29 protein-coding genes are annotated in these 24,562 nt (G+C 54.6%); 8 read left to right on the top strand and 21 right to left on the bottom strand.

Annotation, left to right across the window (positions count from 1 at the left end; all coding sequences use genetic code 11):
- Window positions 1-120: 120 nt before the first annotated feature.
- Window positions 121-888, top strand: coding sequence for a prepilin peptidase (locus K6R05_RS02130; RefSeq protein WP_222924924.1), 768 nt, complete (start codon window positions 121-123; stop codon window positions 886-888).
- On the opposite strand, the gene bfr is transcribed toward K6R05_RS02130, so the two are convergent.
- The 11 genes from bfr to fkpA all read right to left on the bottom strand — a co-directional run bounded on the left by bfr (window position 875) and on the right by fkpA (window position 9,114).
- A complete protein-coding gene (gene bfr / locus K6R05_RS02125; RefSeq protein ID WP_222924923.1) occupies window positions 875-1,348 on the bottom strand; it encodes a bacterioferritin in 474 nt (157 codons plus the stop codon). The two genes, K6R05_RS02130 and bfr, sit on opposite strands and share 14 nt — an antisense overlap.
- A gap of 100 nt (window positions 1,349-1,448) precedes the next feature.
- Window positions 1,449-1,643 (bottom strand): bacterioferritin-associated ferredoxin, encoded by a 195-nt coding sequence (gene bfd / locus K6R05_RS02120; protein ID WP_033784140.1) that lies wholly within the window; start codon window positions 1,641-1,643, stop codon window positions 1,449-1,451.
- A gap of 170 nt (window positions 1,644-1,813) precedes the next feature.
- Window positions 1,814-2,998 (bottom strand): elongation factor Tu, encoded by a 1,185-nt coding sequence (gene tuf / locus K6R05_RS02115; protein WP_105099977.1) that lies wholly within the window; start codon window positions 2,996-2,998, stop codon window positions 1,814-1,816.
- Between the two features lie 68 nt (window positions 2,999-3,066).
- Complete coding sequence (fusA, locus tag K6R05_RS02110; protein ID WP_033734130.1) at window positions 3,067-5,181, bottom strand: elongation factor G; 2,115 nt, start codon at window positions 5,179-5,181, stop codon at window positions 3,067-3,069.
- Window positions 5,182-5,271: 90 nt separating this feature from the next.
- Window positions 5,272-5,742 (bottom strand): 30S ribosomal protein S7, encoded by a 471-nt coding sequence (gene rpsG / locus K6R05_RS02105; protein ID WP_009087603.1) that lies wholly within the window; start codon window positions 5,740-5,742, stop codon window positions 5,272-5,274.
- A gap of 96 nt (window positions 5,743-5,838) precedes the next feature.
- Entirely contained in the window at window positions 5,839-6,213 is a 375-nt protein-coding gene (gene rpsL, locus K6R05_RS02100; protein WP_003852912.1) for a 30S ribosomal protein S12, read from the bottom strand.
- A 124-nt stretch (window positions 6,214-6,337) separates the two neighbouring features.
- On the bottom strand, window positions 6,338-6,625 hold the full coding sequence (tusB, locus tag K6R05_RS02095; protein ID WP_222924922.1) for a sulfurtransferase complex subunit TusB: 288 nt from the start codon (window positions 6,623-6,625) through the stop codon (window positions 6,338-6,340).
- 9 nt (window positions 6,626-6,634) lie between these two features.
- Entirely contained in the window at window positions 6,635-6,994 is a 360-nt protein-coding gene (gene tusC, locus K6R05_RS02090) for a sulfurtransferase complex subunit TusC (protein ID WP_161733622.1), read from the bottom strand.
- Complete coding sequence (gene tusD, locus K6R05_RS02085; RefSeq protein WP_161733624.1) at window positions 6,994-7,380, bottom strand: sulfurtransferase complex subunit TusD; 387 nt, start codon at window positions 7,378-7,380, stop codon at window positions 6,994-6,996. Before tusD ends, tusC begins: the two co-directional genes overlap by 1 nt.
- Entirely contained in the window at window positions 7,380-8,102 is a 723-nt protein-coding gene (locus K6R05_RS02080; RefSeq protein WP_013359249.1) for a helix-turn-helix transcriptional regulator, read from the bottom strand. The genes tusD and K6R05_RS02080 overlap by 1 nt, the downstream gene beginning before the upstream one ends.
- A 166-nt stretch (window positions 8,103-8,268) precedes the next feature.
- Entirely contained in the window at window positions 8,269-9,114 is an 846-nt protein-coding gene (gene fkpA / locus K6R05_RS02075) for an FKBP-type peptidyl-prolyl cis-trans isomerase (RefSeq protein ID WP_061063525.1), read from the bottom strand.
- Between the two features lie 269 nt (window positions 9,115-9,383).
- On the opposite strand from fkpA, the gene K6R05_RS02070 reads away from it, so the two are divergent.
- Window positions 9,384-9,602 carry a SlyX family protein gene (locus K6R05_RS02070; RefSeq protein ID WP_161733626.1) on the top strand — a complete coding sequence of 73 codons (219 nt, stop codon included), beginning with the start codon at window positions 9,384-9,386 and terminating at the stop codon, window positions 9,600-9,602.
- A gap of 94 nt (window positions 9,603-9,696) precedes the next feature.
- On the opposite strand, the gene slyD is transcribed toward K6R05_RS02070, so the two are convergent.
- The 4 genes from slyD to kefG form a co-directional block, all read right to left on the bottom strand.
- Window positions 9,697-10,257 carry a peptidylprolyl isomerase gene (gene slyD, locus K6R05_RS02065; RefSeq protein WP_161733628.1) on the bottom strand — a complete coding sequence of 187 codons (561 nt, stop codon included), beginning with the start codon at window positions 10,255-10,257 and terminating at the stop codon, window positions 9,697-9,699.
- A gap of 197 nt (window positions 10,258-10,454) precedes the next feature.
- Window positions 10,455-10,649 carry a YheV family putative zinc ribbon protein gene (locus tag K6R05_RS02060; RefSeq protein ID WP_161733630.1) on the bottom strand — a complete coding sequence of 65 codons (195 nt, stop codon included), beginning with the start codon at window positions 10,647-10,649 and terminating at the stop codon, window positions 10,455-10,457.
- 23 nt (window positions 10,650-10,672) lie between these two features.
- The gene (gene kefB / locus K6R05_RS02055; protein WP_161733632.1) at window positions 10,673-12,481 is read right to left on the bottom strand and encodes a glutathione-regulated potassium-efflux system protein KefB; all 1,809 of its coding nucleotides are present in this window, start codon (window positions 12,479-12,481) and stop codon (window positions 10,673-10,675) included.
- On the bottom strand, window positions 12,482-13,033 hold the full coding sequence (kefG, locus tag K6R05_RS02050) for a glutathione-regulated potassium-efflux system ancillary protein KefG (protein WP_033784144.1): 552 nt from the start codon (window positions 13,031-13,033) through the stop codon (window positions 12,482-12,484).
- 112 nt (window positions 13,034-13,145) lie between these two features.
- Here kefG and K6R05_RS02045 point away from each other — a divergent pair, with 112 nt between their 5' ends.
- Entirely contained in the window at window positions 13,146-15,050 is a 1,905-nt protein-coding gene (locus K6R05_RS02045; RefSeq protein WP_161733634.1) for an ABC transporter ATP-binding protein, read from the top strand.
- 324 nt (window positions 15,051-15,374) lie between these two features.
- Here K6R05_RS02045 and tauD read toward each other — a convergent pair whose 3' ends face one another.
- From tauD to tauA, 4 genes are read right to left on the bottom strand one after another with little or no spacing between them, the layout of a single operon-like run.
- Window positions 15,375-16,214, bottom strand: a complete 840-nt coding sequence (tauD, locus tag K6R05_RS02040; RefSeq protein ID WP_161733636.1) for a taurine dioxygenase — start codon at window positions 16,212-16,214, stop codon at window positions 15,375-15,377.
- Complete coding sequence (tauC, locus tag K6R05_RS02035) at window positions 16,211-17,038, bottom strand: taurine ABC transporter permease TauC (protein ID WP_161733638.1); 828 nt, start codon at window positions 17,036-17,038, stop codon at window positions 16,211-16,213. Before tauC ends, tauD begins: the two co-directional genes overlap by 4 nt.
- Window positions 17,035-17,802, bottom strand: a complete 768-nt coding sequence (tauB, locus tag K6R05_RS02030; RefSeq protein WP_222924921.1) for a taurine ABC transporter ATP-binding subunit — start codon at window positions 17,800-17,802, stop codon at window positions 17,035-17,037. Before tauB ends, tauC begins: the two co-directional genes overlap by 4 nt.
- A 9-nt stretch (window positions 17,803-17,811) precedes the next feature.
- The gene (tauA, locus tag K6R05_RS02025; protein ID WP_222924920.1) at window positions 17,812-18,789 is read right to left on the bottom strand and encodes a taurine ABC transporter substrate-binding protein; all 978 of its coding nucleotides are present in this window, start codon (window positions 18,787-18,789) and stop codon (window positions 17,812-17,814) included.
- A gap of 236 nt (window positions 18,790-19,025) precedes the next feature.
- Here tauA and K6R05_RS02020 point away from each other — a divergent pair, with 236 nt between their 5' ends.
- Entirely contained in the window at window positions 19,026-20,006 is a 981-nt protein-coding gene (locus tag K6R05_RS02020) for a LacI family DNA-binding transcriptional regulator (RefSeq protein ID WP_161733644.1), read from the top strand.
- Between the two features lies 1 nt (window position 20,007).
- Here K6R05_RS02020 and K6R05_RS02015 read toward each other — a convergent pair whose 3' ends face one another.
- Window positions 20,008-20,610, bottom strand: coding sequence for a LysE family translocator (locus K6R05_RS02015; protein ID WP_222924919.1), 603 nt, complete (start codon window positions 20,608-20,610; stop codon window positions 20,008-20,010).
- Between the two features lie 58 nt (window positions 20,611-20,668).
- On the opposite strand from K6R05_RS02015, the gene K6R05_RS02010 reads away from it, so the two are divergent.
- The 3 genes from K6R05_RS02010 (at window position 20,669) to K6R05_RS02000 (ending at window position 22,839) form a co-directional block, all read left to right on the top strand.
- On the top strand, window positions 20,669-21,685 hold the full coding sequence (locus K6R05_RS02010; RefSeq protein ID WP_161733648.1) for a hydrolase: 1,017 nt from the start codon (window positions 20,669-20,671) through the stop codon (window positions 21,683-21,685).
- 4 nt (window positions 21,686-21,689) lie between these two features.
- On the top strand, window positions 21,690-21,908 hold the full coding sequence (locus tag K6R05_RS02005; protein WP_013359263.1) for a YheU family protein: 219 nt from the start codon (window positions 21,690-21,692) through the stop codon (window positions 21,906-21,908).
- A gap of 61 nt (window positions 21,909-21,969) precedes the next feature.
- Window positions 21,970-22,839 (top strand): phosphoribulokinase, encoded by an 870-nt coding sequence (locus tag K6R05_RS02000; protein ID WP_222924918.1) that lies wholly within the window; start codon window positions 21,970-21,972, stop codon window positions 22,837-22,839.
- A gap of 367 nt (window positions 22,840-23,206) precedes the next feature.
- Here the strand turns inward: K6R05_RS02000 and K6R05_RS01995 are convergent, their stop codons facing one another.
- Entirely contained in the window at window positions 23,207-23,611 is a 405-nt protein-coding gene (locus tag K6R05_RS01995) for an OsmC family protein (protein ID WP_222924917.1), read from the bottom strand.
- A gap of 303 nt (window positions 23,612-23,914) precedes the next feature.
- On the opposite strand from K6R05_RS01995, the gene crp reads away from it, so the two are divergent.
- Complete coding sequence (gene crp / locus K6R05_RS01990) at window positions 23,915-24,547, top strand: cAMP-activated global transcriptional regulator CRP (RefSeq protein ID WP_003852956.1); 633 nt, start codon at window positions 23,915-23,917, stop codon at window positions 24,545-24,547.
- Window positions 24,548-24,562: the final 15 nt, after the last annotated feature.

Genomic DNA, 24,562 nt, shown 5'->3' with positions numbered 1-24,562 from the left:
CTGCAGAGCGGTTAAGTCACAAATTTTTTTGTGAGCACTTTTCCGCCGTTATTTATCCATAGGTGACACAGAATGAGAAGCCGATGAAAGTGCTTTTAACTTCTCATCCGGAGCAACATCATGTCACTGATTACTCAATTCGTAGCACTTGCTGGCGGAGGCGCACTGGGAAGCTTTCTTTCGCTGGCCTGGGTACGCTTCTCACCCGCGCTCTCACCCGCTCAGTGGTTTATCGCACTCTGCTTTCCCGGTTCACGGTGTGATTGTTGTCAGCAACGCCTGCTATGGCGTGATGCGCTGCCACTGATTAGCTGGCCACGGTTAAGAGGTTGGTGCCGCTTCTGTCATCATCCGTTCGGTGCGGAAAGCTTTATCAGTGAATGGCTAGTTGCAATGCTTTGCCTGCTGGTACTGAATAGTTTTGACAGGGCTGCAGACGCTACTTTTGTTATCACTGCCTCCAGCCTGCTGCTACTGATAGCGGTTATTGACCGTCAGCACTTCTGTATACCTGACCCGCTCAGCTATCTGCTGCTCTGGCTGGGGTTACTACATGCAGCCATCTTTGGGACAGAGAGTGCGGCGATATGGGGTGCCTTGTCGGGCTACTGTACATTGTGGCTGCTCGCCTGGAGTTATCGGCAGGTTCGGGGGCATGAAGGATTAGGTTATGGTGATATGAAGCTTTTCGCGGCATTGGGCGCATGCTGTGGATGGCAGGCGCTACCCTGGATTGCACTGGGTGCCACTTTTCTGGCGCTGACGGCAATCGTGATGCTGAAACTACGCGGTTTAATTCAGGTGAACAGCCCGCTGCCGTTTGGCCCTTTCCTGGCCATTGCGGGCTGGGTAATGATCGTGTTGCAGACCCGATTCACTCTTCTTTGATTTGAGCCTGCAGATAGTTCTGGATACCCATCTTATGGATTAGCTCAAGTTCCGTTTCAATCCAGTCGATGTGATGCTCTTCATCAGCCAGGATTTCAATCATCATGTCACGACTGACATAGTCATGTACCTTGTCAGCATAGGAAATGGCCTCACGCAGATCTTTAGCGCCTTCCAGCTCCAGATTCAGGTCTGAACTTAGCATCTCCTCAACGTCTTCGCCGATACGCAGACGTCCCAGATCCTGAAGATTTGGAATTCCCTCAAGAAAGAGAATGCGTTCAATGTACTTGTCCGCATGCTTCATCTCGTCGATCGATTCGTGGTACTCCACATCGTTGAGGCGCGTTAGCCCCCAGTTTTTAAACATGCGTGCATGCAGAAAATACTGATTGATGGCAACCAGTTCATTTCCCAGCAGTTTATTGAGATGACTGATAACTTTGATATCGCCCTTCATTGTTAACCCTCCGCGTCTGATTTATTAGAGCGTAGATGTGGTTAAAAAGAAGTCAAAAAAACGCGACAGATATTGTGGGTATTCACACATCCAGGGTCAGTCAGGCTATCTCTTTATAGAGCGGGGCATGCTGCATCTCTTCATCCATAATCTCGCGCGCAGCACGAACGCATTTGCCACACTGTTTGCCTACCGGTACAAACTGGCGCAGTTGCTGAATAGATTTGGGCTGATAGCGACGCACAACTTCACGAAGGGTTTTATCACTGATGGCATTACACAGGCAGACGTACATTGATTCATCACTCGGGTACATTTTCTGTACACAGTGTAAATGCGAATCGTTTTTATTTCAAACCCACGCTTTACAGGGTTATGTCGATTTCTGAGCAAAAAAAAGAGCACCGAAGTGCTCTTTTTACTGTGTTGCAGTGGCCGTTTGCACGACCACAGCAGATATCACAATTAAGCGATAACTTTAGCAACAACACCCGCGCCAACGGTACGGCCACCTTCGCGGATTGCGAAGCGCAGACCTTCGTCCATCGCGATTGGGTGGATCAGGGTAACAACCATTTTGATGTTGTCGCCTGGCATGACCATTTCAACGCCTTCTGGCAGCTCTACTGAGCCGGTTACGTCAGTTGTACGGAAGTAGAACTGTGGACGATAGCCTTTGAAGAACGGAGTATGGCGACCACCTTCGTCTTTAGACAGAACGTAAACTTCTGACTCGAACTGGGTGTGTGGCTTGATTGAGCCTGGCTTAGCCAGAACCTGACCACGCTGGATGTCTTCACGCTTGATACCGCGCAGCAGAACACCACAGTTTTCGCCTGCCTGACCCTGGTCCAGCAGCTTACGGAACATCTCAACACCGGTACAGGTTGATTTCGCAGTATCTTTGATACCTACGATTTCAACTTCGTCGCCGACTTTAACGATGCCGCGCTCAACACGACCGGTAACAACAGTACCACGGCCAGAGATTGAGAAGACATCTTCGATTGGCAGCAGGAACGGCATGTCGATCGCACGCTGTGGTTCTGGGATGTAGTTGTCCAGATGCTCAGCCAGTTCGATGATTTTCGCTTCCCACTCAGCTTCGCCTTCCAGCGCTTTCAGCGCAGAACCACGAACGATTGGGGTGTCGTCGCCTGGGAAGTCATATGCTGACAGCAGGTCACGAACTTCCATCTCTACCAGTTCCAGCAGCTCTTCATCATCAACCATGTCACATTTATTCAGGAACACGATGATGTAAGGAACGCCAACCTGACGACCCAGCAGGATGTGCTCACGGGTCTGTGGCATCGGGCCATCAGTCGCAGCAACAACCAGGATCGCGCCGTCCATCTGCGCAGCACCGGTGATCATGTTTTTCACATAGTCGGCGTGGCCTGGGCAGTCAACGTGTGCGTAGTGACGAGTCGGGGTTTCATACTCAACGTGTGAAGTGTTGATGGTGATACCACGAGCTTTCTCTTCTGGTGCGTTATCGATCTGATCGAATGCACGAGCCTGGCCGCCGTAAGTTTTAGACAGTACGGTGGTAATAGCTGCAGTCAGGGTGGTTTTACCGTGGTCGACGTGACCGATGGTGCCCACGTTTACGTGCAGTTTGTTACGCTGAAATTGCTCTTTCGCCATGGCGATAATTCCTTACGTTGTGCCTTCACCATCTGGGTGAAGGCATCAGTTCAAATTTAAACCGTAGCTTATTTGCTACGAGCTTCAATAACGGCCTGCGCTACGTTGTTCGGCGCATCGTCATACTTCAGGAACTCCATGGAGTAAGAAGCACGACCTTTGGTCAGAGAACGCAGCTGAGTTGCGTATCCGAACATCTCAGACAACGGAACTTCAGCGTGAATCTGAACGCCAGTAGCGTTAGATTCCTGCCCTTTGAGCATACCACGACGACGACTAAGGTCACCGATGACATCGCCCGTGTTCTCTTCTGGCGTTTCAACTTCAACCTTCATGATAGGCTCAAGCAGAACAGGTGTCGCTTGTTTAAAGCCTTGTTTGAAGGCAATAGACGCGGCCAGTTTAAACGCCAGCTCTGAGGAGTCGACATCATGGTAAGAACCGAAGTGCAGACGCACGCCCAGATCCACCACCGGATAACCCGCCAGAGGGCCTGATTTCAGCTGCTCCTGGATACCTTTGTCAACCGCAGGGATGTATTCACCAGGAATCACACCACCTTTGATGTCGTTGACAAATTCATAGCCTTTCGGATTCGAACCTGGCTCCAGTGGGTACATGTCGATAACAACATGACCGTACTGACCACGACCACCAGACTGCTTGGCGTGTTTACCTTCAACATCGGTAACTTTGTTACGAATCGCTTCACGGTAAGCAACCTGTGGTTTACCCACGTTTGCTTCAACGTTGAACTCACGCTTCATGCGGTCAACGATGATGTCGAGGTGCAATTCACCCATACCCGCGATGATGGTCTGGTTAGATTCTTCATCAGTCCATACACGGAATGATGGGTCTTCTTTCGCCAGACGGCCCAGAGCCAGACCCATTTTTTCCTGGTCAGCTTTGGTTTTTGGTTCAACGGCGATAGAGATTACCGGCTCCGGGAATTCCATGCGCTCAAGGATGATGACGTTCTCTGGGTCACACAGGGTGTCACCAGTGGTCACATCTTTCAGGCCGATTGCAGCTGCGATATCACCCGCACGGACTTCTTTGATCTCTTCACGCTTGTTAGCGTGCATCTGAACGATACGGCCCAAACGCTCACGGTTTGACTTAACCGGGTTGAACACGGTGTCACCCGTATTAACAACACCAGAGTAAACGCGGAAGAAGGTCAGGTTACCTACAAACGGGTCAGTAGCGATTTTGAACGCCAGTGCAGCAAACGGCTCGTTGTCGTCTGAGTGACGAACAGCCGGCGTGTCTTTACCGTCGTCCAGCATACCGTTGATCGCGGTTACGTCAGTCGGTGCTGGCAGATATTCAACAACTGCATCCAGCATCGCCTGAACACCTTTGTTCTTAAATGCAGAACCACAGGTTACCAGGATGATTTCGTTGTTCAGAACACGCTTACGCAGAGATGTTTTGATCTCTTCTTCAGTCAGTTCTTCACCACCGAAGAATTTCTCCATCAGCTCATCAGAGCCTTCAGCAGCGGCTTCAACCAGCTTTGCACGCCATTCTTCAGCCAGTTCCTGCATATCAGCTGGGATATCTTCGTAAACGAAGGTCACACCCTGATCTTCGTCGTTCCAGTTGATTGCTTTCATTTTCACCAGGTCAACAACACCGGTGAATTTCTCTTCTGCGCCAATAGCCAGCTGCAGAGGAACTGGAGTTGCGCCCAGACGAACTTCCATCTGGTTAACAACTTTCAGGAAGTTAGCACCCATGCGGTCCATTTTGTTAACGAACGCAATGCGTGGAACTTTATATTTGTTAGCCTGACGCCATACGGTCTCAGACTGTGGCTGAACGCCACCAACTGCACAGTAAACCATTACCGCGCCATCAAGCACACGCATAGAACGTTCAACTTCGATGGTGAAGTCAACGTGTCCTGGGGTGTCGATGATGTTGATGTGGTGTGGTTCAAACTGCTTGGCCATACCAGACCAGTAACAGGTGGTCGCAGCGGAAGTGATGGTAATACCACGTTCCTGTTCCTGCTCCATCCAGTCCATGGTTGCTGCGCCGTCATGTACTTCACCGATTTTGTGGTTTACACCGGTGTAGAACAGAACGCGTTCGGTAGTGGTAGTCTTACCGGCGTCGATGTGCGCACTGATACCGATGTTACGGTAGCGAGCAATGGGTGTTTTACGAGCCATTTGATTCCTCGGTTTTTCGGACGTTCAAAATTAGTCAACCCCAGCGGGTTGGCCCTCTGGGCGCCCGCTGGTTTAACAACTACGCGACTGTTACCAGCGGTAGTGTGCGAACGCCTTGTTGGCTTCAGCCATACGGTGAACGTCTTCACGTTTCTTAACTGCAGTACCTTTGTTCTCTGCAGCATCAGAAAGTTCGTTCGCCAGGCGAAGAGCCATTGATTTATCACCGCGTTTACGAGCAGCATCTACGATCCAGCGCATTGCCAGGGCATTACGACGAACCGGACGGACTTCAACTGGTACCTGATAAGTAGAACCACCAACGCGACGTGACTTAACTTCGACAGTCGGACGCACGTTTTCCAGCGCTACTTCAAAGGCTTCCAGGGAGTTTTTACCTGAACGCTGAGCCAGGGTCTCAAGCGCGGTATAAACGATTGATTCTGCAGTAGATTTTTTACCATCTACCATCAGGATATTTACAAATTTGGCCAGCAGCTCTGATCCGAACTTAGGATCTGGCAGAATTTTACGCTGACCAATGACGCGACGACGTGGCATGGAAATACTCCGTTGTTAATTCAGGATTGTCCAAAACTCTATGAGTTTATTATGACATTTAATTTAAAACGTTTGGCCTTACTTAACGGAGAACCATTAAGCCTTTGGCTTCTTCACGCCGTACTTGGAGCGAGCCTGCTTACGGTCTTTAACACCTGAGCAGTCCAGCGCGCCACGAACGGTGTGGTAACGCACACCTGGCAGGTCTTTTACACGACCGCCACGGATCAGGATCACGGAGTGTTCCTGCAGGTTATGACCTTCACCGCCGATGTAGGAGGTAACTTCAAAACCGTTGGTCAAACGCACACGGCAGACTTTACGCAGTGCGGAGTTTGGTTTCTTAGGAGTGGTGGTGTACACACGAGTACAAACGCCACGTTTTTGCGGGCAAGCTTCCAGCGCCGGCACGTTGCTCTTTGCAACTTTGCGGACGCGTGGTTTGCGAACCAGCTGGTTAACTGTTGCCATTAAATAGCTCCTGGATTTGCTTTTGCTTCGTAAACACGTAATAAATCGCCTCGTAGAATTACGAGGAGGCAGAATTTTAGGGCTGAGTCAAAGGGGTGTCAAGAAATAACCAGGTTTTAGCCGATTACCAGACCATTTGTTGCTGATGCCTGATCGTTAGCGTGACAAAGCCAGTATAGTCTATTGACTGCACACTGGTCGAAATTTGTCCAGCAAGACCGCGAGCCTGAACATCTTCATCCAGCACCCACAGCGTGGCTTCACATTCTGACAGCCGCATCAGTGCGCGACTGCCCGCTAAGGCAGCCAGCACGCCATCCTGCAGCAGCAGCAGGTCATCACCCTCACCCGCGATTAAAAGCAGGGTTTCGAGGTCACAGTATGCGGGTGAAAGCATTAAGGTGTGCAGCATTAACGTCTCTTAAAAAGTCAGAATGCGATCGTAGCTGGCCAGCGTCTGCCGCAGCTCCGGCGCGTCCAGTAGCGTAACATCCAGCAACCGGTCAGCGTCAACCGCTAATCCACGCGCTATCAGCGATGCCCGGCAGAGATAGCACTGTTCAATGTCATACAGCGTCAGCACGCCAAAGGTCGCGGCATAGTGACGACTCTTAATCGCCTCAGGCTGCTGGTGCAGATTGAGCTGCAGCACGCCATCACCAATAAAAAACAGGCCGATATCTTCACTGAGTGCACCCGTAGCCAGCGCGGCATCCAGCCCTTCGCGCCCTGCACTGCTGCCATGCGGCGCCTGGGTAAAGACAAATGCGACACGATTCATCAGAACTGCACCACGCGTTCACAGCTTAGCGCCGCTTCCGCCAGCGCACCCAGGCCACTCAGCGTAAAGCCTGGCTGCAGGTTACTGCCCGCCAGCTGGAGTCGGGCCGCTTCCTGCTGATCGCTGACGCCACGCCGCAGCGCAGCCGCTACACAGATGTTCAGTGCCACACCCTGCTCCTGATGTAATGCCTGCCACGCGCGCACCAGATCAAACTCATCACTGGCCGGTGCGGTCAGCTGATTAGCGTTCAACACGCCTTCGCGATAAAAGAAAACGCTGTCAAGCTGATGACCTGCCGTCAGCAGTGCACGGGCAAACAGATATGCACTGGTCGCCTGTTGCGTACCGTAAGCCGGGCCGGTGACCAGCAGGGTATAGCGCATTACCGATCCTGTCCCTGAAAGTCGCCATTTTTAAACTGGCGGATGTAGAGATAAACGGTGTGCTTCGAAATGTTCAGCCGATCGGCCACCTGGTTGATGGCATCTTTGATATCGAAGATTCCCTTCTCATACAGGTTGAGCACAATCTGGCGATTCTTGGCGTTGTTCGACACATTGCGATCAGCGCTGACTTCTTCAATGGTGAACTCCAGAGTCTGCATCACCAGATCATCGACCGAACTGGCAAAGTTGACGTTGGAGTCAACCTGCTGCATCTCGGGCGGCATAAAGGTCGACATGATCTGTGAGAACGGCACATCAAGATTCATGTTGATGCAAAGCAGGCCAATAACCCGTTGCTGACGGTTGCGAATCGCAATGGTGACTGACTTCATCAGCACGCCGCTTTTGGCACGCGTGAAATAGGCACGTGACACGTTGCTGTCCGCGCCATGCATATCATGCAGCATACGCAGGGCCAGGTCGGTAATCGGCGAACCGACTTTACGACCCGTGTGCTCACCATTGGCGATACGCACGGCCGAACACTTCAGATCTTCCAGCGAATGCAGGACGATTTCACAATGCGAGCCGATCAACATCGCCAGGCCATCCACGACAGCCTCGTACGATTTCAGAATATCGTAATCAGTTTCTTCGAACGGGCGCTGCTCCAGAAGATCGAAGTCGCTCAGTTCACCCGGATTGAATGGATTAGACATTGAAGAGTATCACCCTGAATGGCTGGAGCCTGTCACAGCGGCTTATGGGCAGACTCAATATTGGGATAATTAGGCAGGCATTAGTCTGGCAAATGTCGTCGGCTTATGCCAGAGGTTTGTCGTGAAGCTAAAATGAAACCGCCGCCCTGAGGCGGCGGTCAGCAGATTACTGCGCTTTTTCTGCAGCAGCAGGCGCAGGGGCCTGTGCTTTTTCATCTGCTTTAGGCGCGGGTTTGATATCAAGCAGTTCAACATCAAAGACCAGAGTGGAGTTAGCCGGAATGCCCGGAACGCCATTTTTGCCATAAGCCAGATTCGGTGGGATCACCAGCTTGATCTTGCCGCCTTTCTTCACGTGCTTCAGACCTTCAGTCCAGCCTGGGATAACACCGTCCAGACGGAACGAGAGTGGCTCGCCACGGGTATAAGAGTTGTCGAATTCATTACCGTCGATCAGCGTACCTTTGTAGTTCACCACGACAGTGTCGCTGTCTTTAGGTGCGTCGCCGGTACCCTCTTTCTCAACTTTATACAACAGGCCGCTTTCGGTTTTCTTCACGCCGCTCTCTTTAGCAAATTTGGTCGCGAAAGCGTCGCCCTTTTCGGCGTTCTCTTTCGCATCTTTTTCCATTTTCGCTGAGGCTGCGCCTTTCACGCGGCCTTCAAAGGATTGCAGCGTCTGCTCAATCTCTTCGTCAGACAGTTTGCTCTTGCCACCAAACGCATCCTGAACACCCGCAATAAGCTGCTGCTTATCCAGTTTGATGCCCAGTTTTTCCTGTTCCTTCAGGGAGTTGTCCATGTAGCGACCCAGTGAAGCACCCAGTGCGTAGGCAGACTGCTGGTCTTCATCTTTGAAAGCAGCATTCTTAGGTGCCTGAGGCGCGGACTGTGGCGCGGCAGCTGGTGCAGCCTGTGGCGCCGCAGCGGTGTCTGCTGCCATTGCCATTGATGCATTCAGCGCAACAGCCATGGTGGTAGCTAACAATGTGACTTTAAACAGTGATTTCATCCATTCTCCAAAACCGAAGCGTCTAACCTCGGGAAACATTGCGGACTTCAGGGCCCACACTATAACTTTACGTGGCAGTGTCGAACACTCCCACAATGTAATTACCCGGTCTACCTCCGACCTTTATAACATCGGGAAGTTTCATCAGAGATGATGCCGCGCTGGCTTTTTTCAAGCGCAACGCCTCCGGGCGTAAAAAAAACAGGTGATTCCTGGCCTTCAGGTCGTAGAATCACGCCCCGAGTCGCACCTTAACAGAGGAACAGGTCATGCAACAATCTGAGTGGGAACAGCGTCTGGAGACGTTAGAGAGCAAACTGGCCTTTCAGGAGATGACGATAGATCAGCTGAACAGCGCGGTGGTTCAGCATGAGCTGGAGATGAATAAGATGCGTGAGCAGATGCGCATCTTAACCGACAAGCTCAAAGCGAATGCGCCCTCGATCGTCGCCTCACAGTCTGAAGAGATCCCGCCCCCGCACTACTGATCGTGGGCTATCTGGCTCCGGTTAGCCGGTCAGAACCAGAGTGACAGCCAAAAGAAAGGCCACCCGGAGGTGGCCTTTAAAGCTCTGTTGAGAGTTAGTGGCTGCAGCCGCAACCGCCAGTACCACAACCGCCTTTACCGTGGTCGTGGTCGTGATCATGGCCGTGATCGTGGTCATGATGATGACCATCTGCACCGTGAACGTGGCCATGAGCCAGTTCTTCCGGTGTGGCTTCACGGATAGCGACCACTTCAACGTTGAAGTTCAGGTTCTGACCCGCCAGCATGTGGTTACCATCAACCACGACGTGATCGTCTTCCACTTCGGTGATTTCTACCGGTACCGGACCCTGATCGGTCTCTGCCAGGAAGCGCATGCCAACCTGAAGTTCATCAACGCCCATGAAGACGTCTTTAGGCACACGCTGCACCAGGTTGTCATCGTACTGACCGTAAGCATCGTTTGCCGGGATATGCACGTCAAACTTGTCGCCGGCAACGTGATCTTCCAGCGCATTTTCCAGACCAGAAATCAGGGAACCATGACCGTGCAGGTAGTCTAACGGTGCACTCACCGGTGACTCATCAACCAACACGCCGTCTTCTGTACGTACCTGATAGGCCAGGCTTACCACCAGGTCTTTTGCTACTTTCATGATATCTCCTAACCGTTGAGAGCTGAGATCCCGTCTCATTGGTCTATTTTTGCGTGCAATAACACCAACCAGAAAGGTTCGGGGTTGAGTGCAAGAGGGGTTTCACTTTCTCTTGCGACTTCAGCCTTAATGGCGTCAATTGTAACGGAATTCAATCCCGCTGTAAGTTTAAGCGTAAAAAAAGCTGCCCGATTACGCTATTCAGGATGGAAAATGCCGATAACCTGCTCATTGGTCCGAACCTGCTCGCGCGCCTGCTTATCTGCCTCACGCATCTGGTGACCACACTTTACGCACTCCACCACATCGACATTGTTTTCACGCCACATCGCCAGCGTGTCCTTCTCCTGGCAGTGCGGGCATGTCGCACCAGCAATAAAACGTTTACGCATTAGGTTCTGCCTGTTTAAAAAGGTTATTGATCATCGTCCCAGCCGTCGATCTGCCGCTTTTCGCGCTGCATTTCGCGCTGGAAGATATCTTCCAGTTCACGCCGCGCTTCACGGACGCGTGAGGCCTGCGCCGCGCTTTCAGAGAGCGTTGGCACCAGCTCGCGCAGCATCCGCATATCAAGCCGGCGAAAATGCTGCTGAGCACGGTGCGCCTGATGAGGATGCATCCCCAGCGACATCAATGTCTTACGGCCCAGCTCCAGCGCACTGGAGAAGGTCTCACGTGAGAACTGCGTGACCCCTGCCTGTAGCAGCTCATGCGCTTCCACACGGCCCCGGGCGCGCGCCTGAATCTGCAGGTGCGGAAAATGCTGCTGGCACAGATGCACGAGAGTCATCACATCTTCCGGCTCATTACAGGTGATTACAATCGACTGGGCGCTGGCTGCACCGGCGGCACGCAGTAACTCCAGCTCGGTGGCATCACCGTAATAGACCTTGTAGCCATATTTACGCATCAGACTCACCACACTGATATCGCGCTCCAGCACGGTAATGCGTGTGTTGTTCGCCATCAGCAGGCGGCCGATCACCTGACCGAAGCGACCAAAGCCCACCACAATCACCTGCGGCTGATCATCTTCGACAAAGTGTTTCTCTGCATTTTCGTCCGGCTCATTAAAGCGGCGTGCCAGCAGTCGGTCGATACCCTTCATCAGCAACGGCGTGGTCATCATCGACAGCGTCACCGTCACCAGCAGCATCGGCAGTTGATCGCCTGAGAAGAGCTTTGCCGACGAGGCCGCTGAAAAGAGGACAAAGGCAAACTCGCCGCCCTGACTCAGCACGCCCGCGAACTGCTGACGCTCGGAACTGCGCAGGCCATAAATGCGCGCCAGCAGATAGAGCACCAGCGTTTTCACTGCCACCAGCGTCACCACGCCCAGCAGGATGGTCACAATATGGGTATAGAGCACACCGAGGTTGAGCGCCATGCCCACCGAAATAAAGAACAGGCCCAGCAGCAGCCCCTTAAACGGGTCGATAGCGACTTCCAGCTCATGCCGGTATTCACTTTCTGCCAGCAGGATCCCGGCAATAAAGGTGCCCAGCGCCATCGACAGCCCGAGCGCATCCATAAACAGCGCGGAACCCAGTACCAGCAGCAGCGACGCTGCGGTAAAGACTTCGCGCACGCCTGATGCCGCGATGTAACGGAAGATCGGCCGCAGCAGATAGCGTCCGCCCACCAGCATGCCGGCAAACGCCAGCACTTTCATGCCGACCTTCATCCAGTCTATGTGACCGCTGTCGGTGCCGGCCAGCAGCGGGATCAGCGCCAGCGCCGGGATGACCGCGATATCCTGAAACAGCAGCACCGAAAAGCCCAGTTGCCCCGCTTCGCTGCGGTTCATGCCCTTATCCATCATCAGCTGCAGCGCCATGGCGGTCGAAGACATCGCCAGACCAATCCCGCCGATGATTGCCGCCTGCCAGCTAAAGTTGGTCAGCCACAATAAGCCGCCCAGAATAGCCGCTGAGAAGATCACCTGCGCCGCGCCGACGCCAAAAATGGAGCGGCGCAGCGCCCACAGCTTTGCCGGGTTCAGCTCCAGCCCGATAATAAACATCAGGAAAACCACGCCGAGCTCAGAGAAGTGGAGAATCTCATCGACGTCGCTGATAAAGCCTAATCCCCACGGGCCGATGGCGATACCTGCCACCAGATAGCCCAGAACTGCACCAATACCGAGGCGAGCCGCCACCGGTACAATCAAGACCGCCGCGACCAGATAAATCACCCCGGCGGTCAGCAGCGTTTGCCCTTCCATCTATACCCCTCCATTCGGCAGCGGTGCTGCCAGCCAGTCGCCATAGGCGCGGGCATAATTTTTCATTAACTCCGGGCTCTGCCGACGCGCCCAGTAGACGATCATCGGTGGCATCCAGTGCATACGGCACATCTGCGCGGTCAGCTCAAAAGGACGCATAATGTCATTGAGCGAATAGCGGTTCAGACCCTGCTGTTTAAAGGCACTTTCCGGTTCCCCGGTCGTCACCACGCTGCGCCAGTACTTGCCTTCCAGCGCATTGCCATCCACACCATTGGCGAAACCGCGTGACAGAACGCGATCCAGCCACTCTTTCAGCAGCGCCGGACAGCTATAGGTATAGAGCGGATGCTGGAAAATGATGACGTCGTGTTCGCGCAGCAGCTGTTGTTCATAGTGAATATCGATAAAAAAATCCGGATAGGTCGCGTACAGATCGTGCACGGTGACGTGTTCCAGTGCCTGAGCCGGCTGTAGCAGAATCCGATTTGCGATCGAATCCTGTGATTCCGGATGAGCATAAAGCAGCAAAACCCTGGGTGGCTGCGACATCCTTTCCCTCCAAAGCGTCGTCATTGGTGCGGTTTTCCGCTACCATGCACGACGCAGCAAAATCTCATTATGTTGCCAGTAAATTAACATATTCTGACGATACGGCGCTTACATGATTGTCTTCTCAGCCTTACAAATTCGCCGCGGCATCCGCGTCCTGCTCGACAATGCCACCGCCACCATTAATCCCGGCCAGAAGGTCGGACTGGTGGGTAAAAACGGCTGTGGGAAATCCACGCTGCTGTCGCTGTTAAAAGGTGAAATCACCAGCGATGCCGGTACCGTCACGTTCCCCACACACTGGGCGCTGGCCTGGGTGAATCAGGAAACCCCTGCGCTGGATAAAGCCGCGCTGGAGTATGTGATTGATGGCGATCGCCAGTATCGCCAGCTTGAAGCAGAACTGGCGGAAGCCAATCTGCGTGACGATGGCAATGCCATTGCGCTGTTGCACGGTCAGCTGGACGCGGTGCAGGCGTGGAGCATCCATGCACGCGCCTCAAGCCTGCTACACGGTCTGGGCTTCAGTCAGGAACAATTGCAGCGTCCGGTCAGCGATTTCTCCGGTGGCTGGCGTATGCGCCTTAACCTGGCACAGGCGCTGATTTGCCGTTCCGATCTGCTGCTGCTGGATGAACCGACCAACCACCTCGATCTCGATGCGGTCATCTGGCTGGAACGCTGGCTGAAGAGTTATGAAGGCACGCTGATCCTGATCTCGCACGATCGTGACTTCCTCGATCCGGTCATCGACAAAATTATCCATATCGAACAGGAGTCGATGTTCGAATACACCGGCAACTACAGCTCCTTCGAGCGGCAGCGTGTCGCCAAACTGGCTCAGCAGCAGGCGCTGTATGAGAGTCAGCAGGAGAAAGTAGCGCATTTACACAGTTACATTGATCGCTTCCGCGCCCAGGCCACCAAAGCCAGGCAGGCGCAGAGCCGCATCAAGATGCTGGAGCGCATGGAGATGATCGCGCCGGCCCATGTCGACAACCCGTTCAGCTTCACCTTCCGCAAGCCGGAGAACCTGCCTAATCCGCTGATGAAAATGGAGAAGGTCACTGCGGGCTATGGCGACCGTATCATTCTCGACGCCATCAAACTCAACCTGGTTCCGGGATCGCGCATCGGCCTGCTGGGACGTAACGGCGCCGGTAAATCGACCCTGATCAAGCTTCTGGCGGGTGAGCTGGAAGCGATGGACGGCAAGATGGGGCTGGCGAAAGGGATCAAGCTCGGTTACTTCGCCCAGCATCAGCTGGAGTACCTGCGGGCTGATGAGTCGCCGCTGCAGCATCTGTCGCGCATAGCACCTAAAGTGCTGGAACAGCAGCTGCGTGACTATCTGGGGGGCTTCGATTTCCGCGGCGATAAAGTCACTGAAAACACCGAACGCTTCTCCGGCGGTGAGAAAGCGCGACTGGTGCTGGCGCTGATTGTTTGGCAGCGCCCTAACCTGCTGCTGCTGGATGAACCGACCAACCACCTGGATCTCGATATGCGCCAGGCACTGACCGAAGCACTGATCGACTTCGAAGGTGCGCTGGTCGTGGTCTCGCACGACCGTCACCTGCTGCGCGCCACCACCGACGATCTCTATCTGGTTCATGATGGCAAAGTGGATGTGTTTGAGGGCGACCTTGATGATTATCAGCAGTGGCTGAGCGATCTGCAGAAACAGCAGGCGCAACAGGATGCCGCGCCGAAGCAGGATAACGGCAACAGCGCCCAGGCGCGTAAAGACCAGAAGCGCCGTGATGCCGAACTGCGGACCCAGACGCAGCCGTTACGCAAAGAGATAGAGAAGCTGGAAAAGCAGATGAGCAAATGGCAGAGCCAGCTGGCCGATGCTGAAGCGCAGCTCTCAGACAGTGCGATTTATGATCAGAGCCGTAAAGCGGACCTGACCGCCGCGCTGCAGCGTCAGGCGGAGAGTAAATCTGCGCTGGAAGAGGTTGAGATGGCGTGGCTGGAAGCCCAGGAACAGCTCGAACAGATGATGGCCTCATAAAAACAATCTCCCCGTTCGCGAGGAGATTGAGATTGTTGACAAAGTCTGCCCCGGCCAGCGGTGAGATCGAGCATGCGAAGGGAAAACGCGCCGTTCGGAAAGTCGCTTAAACCCTCCATGGCCGCTCGGCCCGCGCGATTACGCACCTCATCCCTGAGGTGCGCCCGTAGCCGGGCCAACGCGTTGCGTTGTTCAAAAACGCCTGGCGTTTTTGTCCCAGGCGCGGGACGCTTGCCTCCTCTGTCCGTTCTCCCTGCGCTTTTAGCTAATGCGTTACTGGCAGGGCAACCCTGACTGGGTTTGTCAGCAGTCTGAGATTCTTATTTAACGGGGTTTATCCCCCAGCACGGTTGCCCGCTGCATGATCCGCCGGGCAGGATAGTAGTCGGCATTGGCGTAATGCTGCGTGACCCGATTATCCCAGATTGCCAGATCGTCTGGCTGCCAGCGCCAGCGCACCTGGAACTCCGGTTTAGTCGCATGCGCAAACAGGAAGCCCAGCAGCGCATCACTCTCCTTCTCGCTTAACTCCACAATCCGCGTGGTAAAACCCTCATTCACAAACAGCGCTTTTTTGCCGCTGACCGGATGCGTACGGATCACCGGATGCTGCACCGGTGGATGCTTAGCCACCGCCTGCTGCCAGCGCTGATGCTCCTCTTCGGTTTTGCGGTACTTGTACTCCTGAAATGACTTTTTGAAATCATGCTCGGCGTTTAACCCGGCCAGCAGTTGCTTAAAAGGTTCCGAAAGCGCCTCGTAAGCCGCAATGCCACTGGTCCAGAGCGTGTCACCGCCCGCTTCCGGCAACACTTTTGAAGCCAGTAAAGCGATAGCCGGTGGCGTGTCGATAAAGGTGACATCGGTGTGCCAGTTGTCGTTATCTGGCGGATTATCCCGATGCGTATCCAGCACGATTATCTCCTCAACGCCTTCTGCGTGGGGATAGACCGGATGGATATGCAGGTCGCCAAAGCGAATCGCCAGTGCGCGGTGCTGTTCCGGCGTCATCTTCTGGTCACGCAGAAACAGCACCTGATGACGCAGCAGGCCATGGTAAAGCTGTTCAAACTGCGCATCACTTAATGGCCGGGAAACATCCAGGTTAGAGACCTGCGCGCCGATATAGGGGCCAAGCGGGGTAAAACTGAGACGTTCATTCATGACTGTTCTCCACTCCAGGGCGTCAGACGGCGCTGTAACGCGCGGAGCCCGAGTTCTAAGCTAAAAGCGATAAAGGCGATCACTGCGATACCCGCCAGTACCACATCGGTGGCGAGAAACTCTCCCGCTGACTGCACCATGAAACCGAGGCCGCGCGTGGCGGCAATCAGCTCCGCTGCCACCAGCGTTGACCAGCCCACTCCCAGCCCGATGCGCAGACCGGTCAGAATCTCTGGCAGCGCGCCCGGCAGGATCACCCAGCGCAGCAGCTGCCAGCGGTTAGCCCCCAGCGAGCGAGCGGCGCGAATCCGTACCTGCTGCGTGTTACGCACCCCGGCCAGGGTAGAGAGTGTTACGGGCGCGAAGATCGCCAGATAGATCAGCAGGATTTTCGACGTCTCACCAATGCCGAACCAGATCACCATCAGCGGCAGATAGGCGAGTGGCGGAATCGGGCGATAGAGCTCGATCAGCGGATCGAGCAGGCCGCGAGCGACCGGGCTGAGGCCCATCAGAATCCCCACCGGAATACCGATAGCGGCAGCAGCCGTCAGCGCAATCAGCATCCGCGTCAGGCTGGCAGCCAGATGCTGCCACAGCGTGGCATCCATAAAGCCCTGCGCGCTGGCAATCACCAGCAGCTTGCTGAACACCTGCTGCGGCGACGGCAGGAACAGCGGAGCAATCAGGCCCAGCGCGGTGACGCCCCACCAGAGCAGTAACAGCAGAGAGAGGCTCAGCACGCTCAGCGTAAAGGCGGTTGAAAATGGCCAGCGCAGCCTGCGGCGCATCGGCAGAGACTTATCGTGGATTAACGCGCTCATGCAAACGCCTCCCGCTGATCAAACACCCGGCTCAGCACATATTCGCGCTGAGCGATAAACTGCGGATCGGATTTGATGCTGCGGCACGACTCTCCGGCGGCAAAACGGCGGCCAAATTCGGGCCGCAGCCGCTCCACGATGCGGCCCGGTCCAGGCGACAGCAGAATCAGTTCGCTGGCGAGGAAAATCGCCTCTTCTATATCGTGTGTAATCAGCAGGATCTGTTTACCGCTGTCGCGCCACAGCGTCAGCAGCAGTGTCTGCATCTGCTCACGGGTAAAAGCATCCAGTGCGCCAAACGGCTCATCCAGCAACAGCAGTTGCGGATCGGTGGCCAGCGCGCGCGCAATACCTACCCGTTGACGCTGACCGCCGGACAACTGCCAGATGGCGCGCTTTTCCGCCCCTTCCAGCCCGACCTGCCTGATAAGTTTCCGCGCTATGACCTCACGTGCCTGGCGCGGCATCCCCGCCAGTTGCAGTCCAAAGGAGACGTTATCCAGTACGTTGCGCCACGGCAGTAACCCTTCATGCTGAAACACCACGCCGCGCTCCGCGCCTGGCCCGATCACCGGCTGGTTATCCAGCGTGATGCTGCCCGACTCCACCGGCAGGAATCCGGCCACCAGATTCAGCAGCGTGGTTTTGCCACAGCCGGAGGGGCCGAGCACGACCAGCAGTTCGTGGCTGTCCAGGTGCAGATTGATATCCTGCAACACCGGCTGTCCGGCATAACGGGCATTAAGGTGAGCGATACGCAGCATAGTGCCTCCTTATGGTTTAACTAATGGCGCGACGAAGCGGGAGGTTACATAACTGCTGTAGTCGTTATCTGCCTGCGGCACCCGGCCCTGCGCTTTCAGGAACTGCGCGGTATCGACGATCGCCTTATTGACCGGTTTACCCAGCTGCTCAACCTGCTGCTGCGCCGTCAGGTAGGTATTGCCCTTCACCAGACCGGGAACCTGCGCTTCCGGCACGCCACTGAGGCGTGAGAGTTTGCTGAGGTTATCGGGCTGCTTCAGCCAGCTGTCGGGACTGTTAAGATAGGCCTGCTGCGCATCGATCGCGCTGCGGGCAAAAGCGGTGACGATCTCGGGATGCTGTTCGGCAAAATCTTTGCGTACTACCCAGACGTCCAGCGTCGGCGAACCCCAGCTCCCCACTTCCGCAGAGTCGGTTAACACTTTGCCCTCTTTCTCCAGCTCATTGACTGCAGGGGCCCAGACATAGGCACCATCAATATCGCCACGCTGCCAGGCCGCGATAATCGCTGGCGGCTGCAGGTTTATCAGCTGCACCTGCGACGGCGTAATGCCCCAGTGTTTCAGTGCAGCCAGCAGGCTGTAGTGGGTGGTGGAGATGAACGGCACCGCGATGCGTTTGCCGATAAGATCTTTGGGAGTAGTAATGTTCTTTTTCACCACCAGCGCTTCAGAGTTACCCAGCTGAGAGGCGAGTAAGAATGCTTCAATCGGCAGCTTCTGCGCCGCCGCAACCGCTAACGGGCTGGAACCGATGTTGCCAATCTGCACGTCGCCGGAAGCCAGTGCGCGTAAGACGCCTGCGCCGCTGTCAAACTTACGCCAGTCAACGCTGGCCCCGCTCTCTTTCGCAAAACTGTTGTCAGCCTGCGCCACTTTCGCGGGTTCGGCGGAGGTCTGGTACGCCACGGTGACATTGACCGCATCAGCCTGAAACGCCAGCAGCGCCAGCGCTGCGGCTAAAAAAGTTAAACGTGTTGCTGCCATGATCATTACCCCGCCATTTTTATAGTGGAGGTAGTGTCTGCGGCCGCTATAGTTTCATAAAGGAATTAAAAATTATCCCTAATAGAAATAAGTTCTTAGATCACTATCTGCAAAACTAAGTCAAAAATCGCAAATGCTGAAAATAGCTAAAGTAAGCAAAAATGTCAGGCGCTCACATTGTCCCTGTGCTATTGATATGCGTTACCAATTTTTGCCTGTTAAGGTCTCTGTATCCGATGTCGATCGAGAAAGTCGCTCAGCTGGCTGGCGTCTCCAAAGCCACGGTATCGCGGGTTCTCAACGCGCATCCCGGCGTAAAGCCCGATACGCGTGAGAAAGTTCTGGCGGCAATCTCTGCCTGCGACTATCAGCCCAATCTGCTGGCGCGTCAGCTGCGTACGGCGCAAAGCAACATGCTGCTGGTGCTGATCTCGGATATCACTAACCCCTTCTGTTCACGCGTGGTTCAGGGCATTGAGGCCGAAGCGGAACTGCACGGCTATCATATCCTGCTCTGTAACTCCGCCTCGCAGCTTCAGCGCGAAGCCGCCTATCTGAGTTTGCTGACCGGCAAAGTGGTGGATGGTGTGATTACCATGGATGCGGCCTCCGGCTTACAGGATTTGCAGGCGCTGATCGCCGGAGCCCCCTGGGTGCAGTGCTGTGAATTTAATCCCGACATCCCCGCCTCCTCAGTCAGCATTGATCACCTTGAAGCGGCGCGTGACACCGTCCATTACCTCGCCGGTAAAGGGCGTAAACGCATCGGGCTGGTCAATGGCGACATGCGCTACCTCTACTCGCATCATCGTGAAAAAGGCTACCGGCAGGCGATTGAGGAGCTGGGGTATGCGTGGTCCGGCGTCTCTTATACCTGTGAGATCTCCCCTGAAGCAGGCAGTCAGGGGCTGCGGGAGTTGATGGCGCTGCCGGAACCGCCGGATGCGGTGTTTGCGGTATCAGATGTATTGGCGGTGGGCGTGGTACATGCGGCACTGGAAGCAGGTCTGCGCGTGCCGGAAGATCTGGCGGTCGTCGGGTTCGATGGCGTGCCGTTTACCCGCAGCCTGAATCCGCCGCTGACCACCATCGAGCAACCGATGAACCAGCTGGGCGCGCGCAGCGTGCAGCTGCTGCTGCAGAAGATCCGTAATCCGAATGCGCCGGTCATCCGTGAAGTGCTGCCCTGGACGCGCGTTGAACGCGCATCCAGCTGACTTAATGCCAGATTAACAGCACGCAGGCCGCAGTCAGTAGCCCCATAGCGAGGTTAAAGATTTTCCAGGCACGACGGCTGCGCAGAATGCGGCCGATCATCGCGCCAAATCCCATCCAGATCACGCCCGAGACGAGATTAACCAGAAACATACCGACGCTTATCGCCATCACCGAATGGCGATACGCATCACCGGCCAGACTGAAGCTGGCGACCGCGCCCAGTGCCATCAGCCAGGCCTTTGGATTGATCAGCTGCAGCAACCCACCCTGCCAGAACGGCATCGGCGCATCCGGCGCCTGGTCAGTTTCCAGCTTTTCATAACTGGCGGTAGCGATTTTCCATGCCAGCCAGAGCAGATAGAGGCTACCGGCGATTTTCAGCACCAGGTGCAACGAAGGATAAAGCAGGATCAGACCGCCTACGCCAAAGGCCACCATCAGCAGCATCACCTGCATACCAATCATGATGCCGATCATCAGCGGAATGGTGCGCATAAAGCCAAAATTAGCGCCTGAGGCGGTGAGTAACATATTATTAGGCCCGGGCGTAATCGCCGCGACCCAAAGAAAGCCCAACACTGATAAAAAAAGACTGAGTTCCATGGCAATCGGGTACTCCTTACCCCTGCAAGAAAAAACTTATCGAAGCTAACAGTGAGATATGGAACAGACAAGCTTTTACCACATGAAATTTACCGGACCGGAAAACGAGCAGTTCACGCCGCCTGACAGCCTGCGTAACGCCCACCTGCAGACAATGCTGCCGCGCCTGCTGCGTCGCCGTGTCACGTTCGCGCCTTACTGGCAGCGACTCGATCTGCCGGATGGCGATTTTGTCGATCTCGCCTGGAGCGAAGATCCCCAACAGGCGCAGAATAAGCCGCGCGTCGTGCTGTTTCATGGGCTGGAGGGCAGCTTTCACAGCCCCTATATTCATGGCCTGATGGCGATCTGCCGCGCGCGCGGCTGGCTGGCGGTAGTGATGCATTTTCGCGGCTGCAGCGGCAAACCCAACCGGCTCAATCGCATCTATCATTCCGGCGAAACGGAAGATGCCCGCTTTTTTCTGCACTGGCTGCGTACCCGCTGGGGCCAGGTGCCGACCGTGGCCGTCGGTTTTTCGCTAGGCGGCAATATGCTGGGCTGCCTGCTGGGCCAGCAGGGCGCAGCTGCCGAAGTGGAGGCAGGCGTCATTGTCTCCGCCCCACTGCTGCTGGAGCCATGTAGCGTAAAACTGGAACATGGCTTTTCACGCTTCTATCAATACTATTTGCTGGCGCAGCTGAAGAAAAATGCCCGCCGCAAACTGCACGCCTGGCCGGATACGCTGCCGGTCAATCTGGCGCAGTTAAAAGCGCTGCGGCGACTGCGCGATTTTGATGATGCGATTACCGCCCGCGCCCACGGTTTTGTCGATGCGGCCGATTACTATCATCGGGCCAGCGCCATGCCCTGGCTCAAACGCGCAGAGAAACCGCTGCTAATCATTCACGCCAAAGACGATCCCTTTATGAGTGATGAGGTGATTCCGCACAGCAGCCAATTATCTGCCACTATTACTTATCAACTGACACCACACGGCGGCCACGTCGGTTTCGTCGGCGGGACGTTACGCCAGCCCGAAATGTGGCTGGAACAGCGCATCCCGCAGTGGATCGCCCCTTTTCTGGATACCTGATCTCGTGATTATTCCCTGGCAACAGGTCTCTCCTGAGACCCTTGAAAATCTGATTGAAACCTTTGTGCTGCGTGAAGGCACTGACTATGGCGAGCATGAACGTAGCCTGCTGGACAAGGTGGCTGATGTGCGACGCCAGCTGGAAACCGGTGAAGTGGTGCTGGTGTGGTCGGAACTGCATGAATCGGTCAATATCATGCCGCGTAAAGAATTTCGTGGCTGATGCACCCGGCACCCTTTCATGATAACAATGCTCATCGTCCGACCTCACAGGGAGCTTTTCTATGTCTGCACGTCATCCCATTATCGCGGTGACCGGTTCCAGCGGCGCAGGAACCACCACCACCAGCCTGGCGTTCCGCAAAATTTTTCAGCAGCTTGACCTGCATGCGGCGGAGCTGGAAGGTGACAGTTTTCACCGCTTTACCCGCCCTGAAATGGATATGGCGATTCGTAAGGCACGCGATCTGGGACGTCATGTCAGCTACTTCGGCCCGGAAGCCAATGACTTTGGCCTGCTGGAGCAGAGCTTTAAAGAGTATGGTCTCAGCGGGGAGGGGCAGTCGCGTAAATATCTGCACACTTACGATGAGGCGGTGCCGTGGAATCAGGTGCCCGGCACTTTTACACCCTGGCAGCCGCTACCGCAGAACACCGATATTCTTTTTTATGAAGGATTGCATGGCGGTGTGGTGACAGCGCAGCACAACGTGGCGGAACAGGTCGATCTGCTGGTGGGCGTGGTACCGATTGTTAACCTGGAGTGGATTCAGAAGCTGGTACGCGACACTGGCGAGCGCGGTCATTCACGTGAAGCCGTAATGGATTCCGTGGTGCGCTCAATGGAAGATTACATCAACTACATCACACCGCAGTTTTCACGCACCCATATCAACTTTCAGCGCGTTCCAACCATCGATACCTCCAACCCGTTCGCAGCCCGCGCCATTCCGTCACTGGATGAGAGTTTTGTGGTGATCCACTTTCAGGCGCTGGAAGATATCGACTTCCCCTACCTGCTGGCAATGCTGCAGGGCTCGTTTATCTCGCACATCAATACGCTGGTGGTGCCCGGCGGCAAAATGGGTCTGGCGATGGAGTTGATCATGGGTCCGCTGGTGAAGCGGCTGATGGAAGGTAAGCGGATAGAGTAAGAGGTCAAAAGGGCCTTTCCAGACTAATGCCAATGCAGGATCAATCTGACAGCAGCGAAAATGCTTAACACGCAGGGAACCGGGTCAGAAAAGGAAAGCGTCCCGCGCCAGGGACGGCGCGGGACGAGCGGCCAGGGATTGGCTTAAGCGACTTTCCGATCTGACCCGGTTCCCAGCGCAGGCACAGTATCAACGCGGATTCCCTATGCAGGCACAATCTGACAGCGGACCGACACAAACCGCTCTGACCCTGTTCACAACGCAGGCACAATCTCAAAGCGGATTTCCGGACCAGGCACAGTCTTAAAGCAACCTGCATCAGATACTGGAAGTGAAGTTAGCAGGTCTGCAATAACCCCTGCGGCTACTAAAGTTCGATCACTTCATAGCTATGCGTAATGTTGACGCCTTTACCCAGCATGATGGCCACCGAGCAATATTTTTCAGCCGAAAGATCGACCGCGCGTGAGACCACTTTATCCTGGAGCGCTTTGCCACTCACGATAAAATGCAGGTTGATGTGCGTAAAGATTCGCGGCGCCTCTTCACGACGTTCTGAGGTCAGTTTTACTTCACAATCAGCCACATCGTTGCGGCCTTTTTGCAGAATTGATACCACGTCAATCGCGCTGCATCCACCTGCCGCCATCAGCACCATTTCCATTGGGCTGGGCGCTTTATCACCTGAATTGCCATCCATCAGTATCTGATGGCCGGATGAGGATTCTCCAAGGAATGTCAGCCCTTCTACCCATTTCACTCTTGCCTGCATGATTTTTGCTCCGGAATACGCTGTTTTGTCGCCAGAGTACGCTTTCGCCTGGTAAACAGCAATCCAGAGAAATCCGCCTGTAGCTGAAGCGAGACAACAGAAGACAGTCGGCAAAAGCTGTGCTACAAACAGTGCTGAAAATATTTTTCGTCACCCGATGGCGAAGCCGGGAAGAATGATGCGCACTGCGCCTGATGCGGCCCGAATAATTTCCTGAAAAGGAAACGCTTGAAGCTTTCACCGCCTGACAGGGAAAACTGCCCCCTGTATTTTGGGCACGATTACAACAGAGGATAATAGCGAATGGTTCTCGGCAAACCGCAAACAGACCCTACACTCGAATGGTTCCTGTCCCATTGCCATATTCACAAGTATCCATCCAAAAGTACGCTGATTCACCAAGGTGAAAAAGCAGAAACGCTTTACTACATCGTGAAAGGTTCCGTCGCGGTTCTGATTAAAGATGAAGAAGGCAAAGAGATGATTCTTTCCTACCTGAATCAGGGCGATTTTATTGGTGAGCTTGGCCTGTTCGAAGAAGGTCAGGAACGCAGCGCCTGGGTACGTGCGAAAAGCGCGTGCGAAGTGGCGGAGATTTCTTACAAGAAATTCCGTCAGTTGATCCAGGTTAACCCCGATATCCTGATGCGACTCTCATCGCAGATGGCGCGTCGCCTGCAGGTGACGTCTGAAAAAGTGGGTAACCTCGCTTTCCTCGACGTTACCGGCCGCATTGCACAGACTCTGCTTAACCTGGCGAAGCAGCCAGATGCCATGACGCATCCCGACGGCATGCAAATTAAAATCACTCGTCAGGAAATTGGTCAGATTGTGGGTTGTTCACGTGAAACCGTGGGCCGTATTTTGAAGATGCTGGAAGATCAGAACCTGATCTCCGCACACGGCAAAACCATCGTCGTTTACGGCACCCGCTAATTCCTGTCATCCACG

This window comes from Pantoea alfalfae (assembly GCF_019880205.1).
In the GTDB taxonomy this organism is placed as follows: Bacteria; Pseudomonadota; Gammaproteobacteria; order Enterobacterales; family Enterobacteriaceae; genus Pantoea; species Pantoea alfalfae.
This window is presented reverse-complemented; position numbering and strand designations above follow the sequence as displayed.

Coding starts and splice junctions, on each gene's coding strand:
- K6R05_RS02130 (WP_222924924.1), top strand. CDS start 121: ATGTCACTGATTACTCAATTCGTAGCACTTGCTGGCGGAGGCGCACTG.
- bfr (WP_222924923.1), bottom strand. CDS start 1,348: ATGAAGGGCGATATCAAAGTTATCAGTCATCTCAATAAACTGCTGGGA.
- bfd (WP_033784140.1), bottom strand. CDS start 1,643: ATGTACGTCTGCCTGTGTAATGCCATCAGTGATAAAACCCTTCGTGAA.
- tuf (WP_105099977.1), bottom strand. CDS start 2,998: ATGGCGAAAGAGCAATTTCAGCGTAACAAACTGCACGTAAACGTGGGC.
- fusA (WP_033734130.1), bottom strand. CDS start 5,181: ATGGCTCGTAAAACACCCATTGCTCGCTACCGTAACATCGGTATCAGT.
- rpsG (WP_009087603.1), bottom strand. CDS start 5,742: ATGCCACGTCGTCGCGTCATTGGTCAGCGTAAAATTCTGCCAGATCCT.
- rpsL (WP_003852912.1), bottom strand. CDS start 6,213: ATGGCAACAGTTAACCAGCTGGTTCGCAAACCACGCGTCCGCAAAGTT.
- tusB (WP_222924922.1), bottom strand. CDS start 6,625: ATGCTGCACACCTTAATGCTTTCACCCGCATACTGTGACCTCGAAACC.
- tusC (WP_161733622.1), bottom strand. CDS start 6,994: ATGAATCGTGTCGCATTTGTCTTTACCCAGGCGCCGCATGGCAGCAGT.
- tusD (WP_161733624.1), bottom strand. CDS start 7,380: ATGCGCTATACCCTGCTGGTCACCGGCCCGGCTTACGGTACGCAACAG.
- K6R05_RS02080 (WP_013359249.1), bottom strand. CDS start 8,102: ATGTCTAATCCATTCAATCCGGGTGAACTGAGCGACTTCGATCTTCTG.
- fkpA (WP_061063525.1), bottom strand. CDS start 9,114: ATGAAATCACTGTTTAAAGTCACATTGTTAGCTACCACCATGGCTGTT.
- K6R05_RS02070 (WP_161733626.1), top strand. CDS start 9,384: ATGCAACAATCTGAGTGGGAACAGCGTCTGGAGACGTTAGAGAGCAAA.
- slyD (WP_161733628.1), bottom strand. CDS start 10,257: ATGAAAGTAGCAAAAGACCTGGTGGTAAGCCTGGCCTATCAGGTACGT.
- K6R05_RS02060 (WP_161733630.1), bottom strand. CDS start 10,649: ATGCGTAAACGTTTTATTGCTGGTGCGACATGCCCGCACTGCCAGGAG.
- kefB (WP_161733632.1), bottom strand. CDS start 12,481: ATGGAAGGGCAAACGCTGCTGACCGCCGGGGTGATTTATCTGGTCGCG.
- kefG (WP_033784144.1), bottom strand. CDS start 13,033: ATGTCGCAGCCACCCAGGGTTTTGCTGCTTTATGCTCATCCGGAATCA.
- K6R05_RS02045 (WP_161733634.1), top strand. CDS start 13,146: ATGATTGTCTTCTCAGCCTTACAAATTCGCCGCGGCATCCGCGTCCTG.
- tauD (WP_161733636.1), bottom strand. CDS start 16,214: ATGAATGAACGTCTCAGTTTTACCCCGCTTGGCCCCTATATCGGCGCG.
- tauC (WP_161733638.1), bottom strand. CDS start 17,038: ATGAGCGCGTTAATCCACGATAAGTCTCTGCCGATGCGCCGCAGGCTG.
- tauB (WP_222924921.1), bottom strand. CDS start 17,802: ATGCTGCGTATCGCTCACCTTAATGCCCGTTATGCCGGACAGCCGGTG.
- tauA (WP_222924920.1), bottom strand. CDS start 18,789: ATGGCAGCAACACGTTTAACTTTTTTAGCCGCAGCGCTGGCGCTGCTG.
- K6R05_RS02020 (WP_161733644.1), top strand. CDS start 19,026: ATGTCGATCGAGAAAGTCGCTCAGCTGGCTGGCGTCTCCAAAGCCACG.
- K6R05_RS02015 (WP_222924919.1), bottom strand. CDS start 20,610: ATGGAACTCAGTCTTTTTTTATCAGTGTTGGGCTTTCTTTGGGTCGCG.
- K6R05_RS02010 (WP_161733648.1), top strand. CDS start 20,669: ATGGAACAGACAAGCTTTTACCACATGAAATTTACCGGACCGGAAAAC.
- K6R05_RS02000 (WP_222924918.1), top strand. CDS start 21,970: ATGTCTGCACGTCATCCCATTATCGCGGTGACCGGTTCCAGCGGCGCA.
- K6R05_RS01995 (WP_222924917.1), bottom strand. CDS start 23,611: ATGCAGGCAAGAGTGAAATGGGTAGAAGGGCTGACATTCCTTGGAGAA.
- crp (WP_003852956.1), top strand. CDS start 23,915: ATGGTTCTCGGCAAACCGCAAACAGACCCTACACTCGAATGGTTCCTG.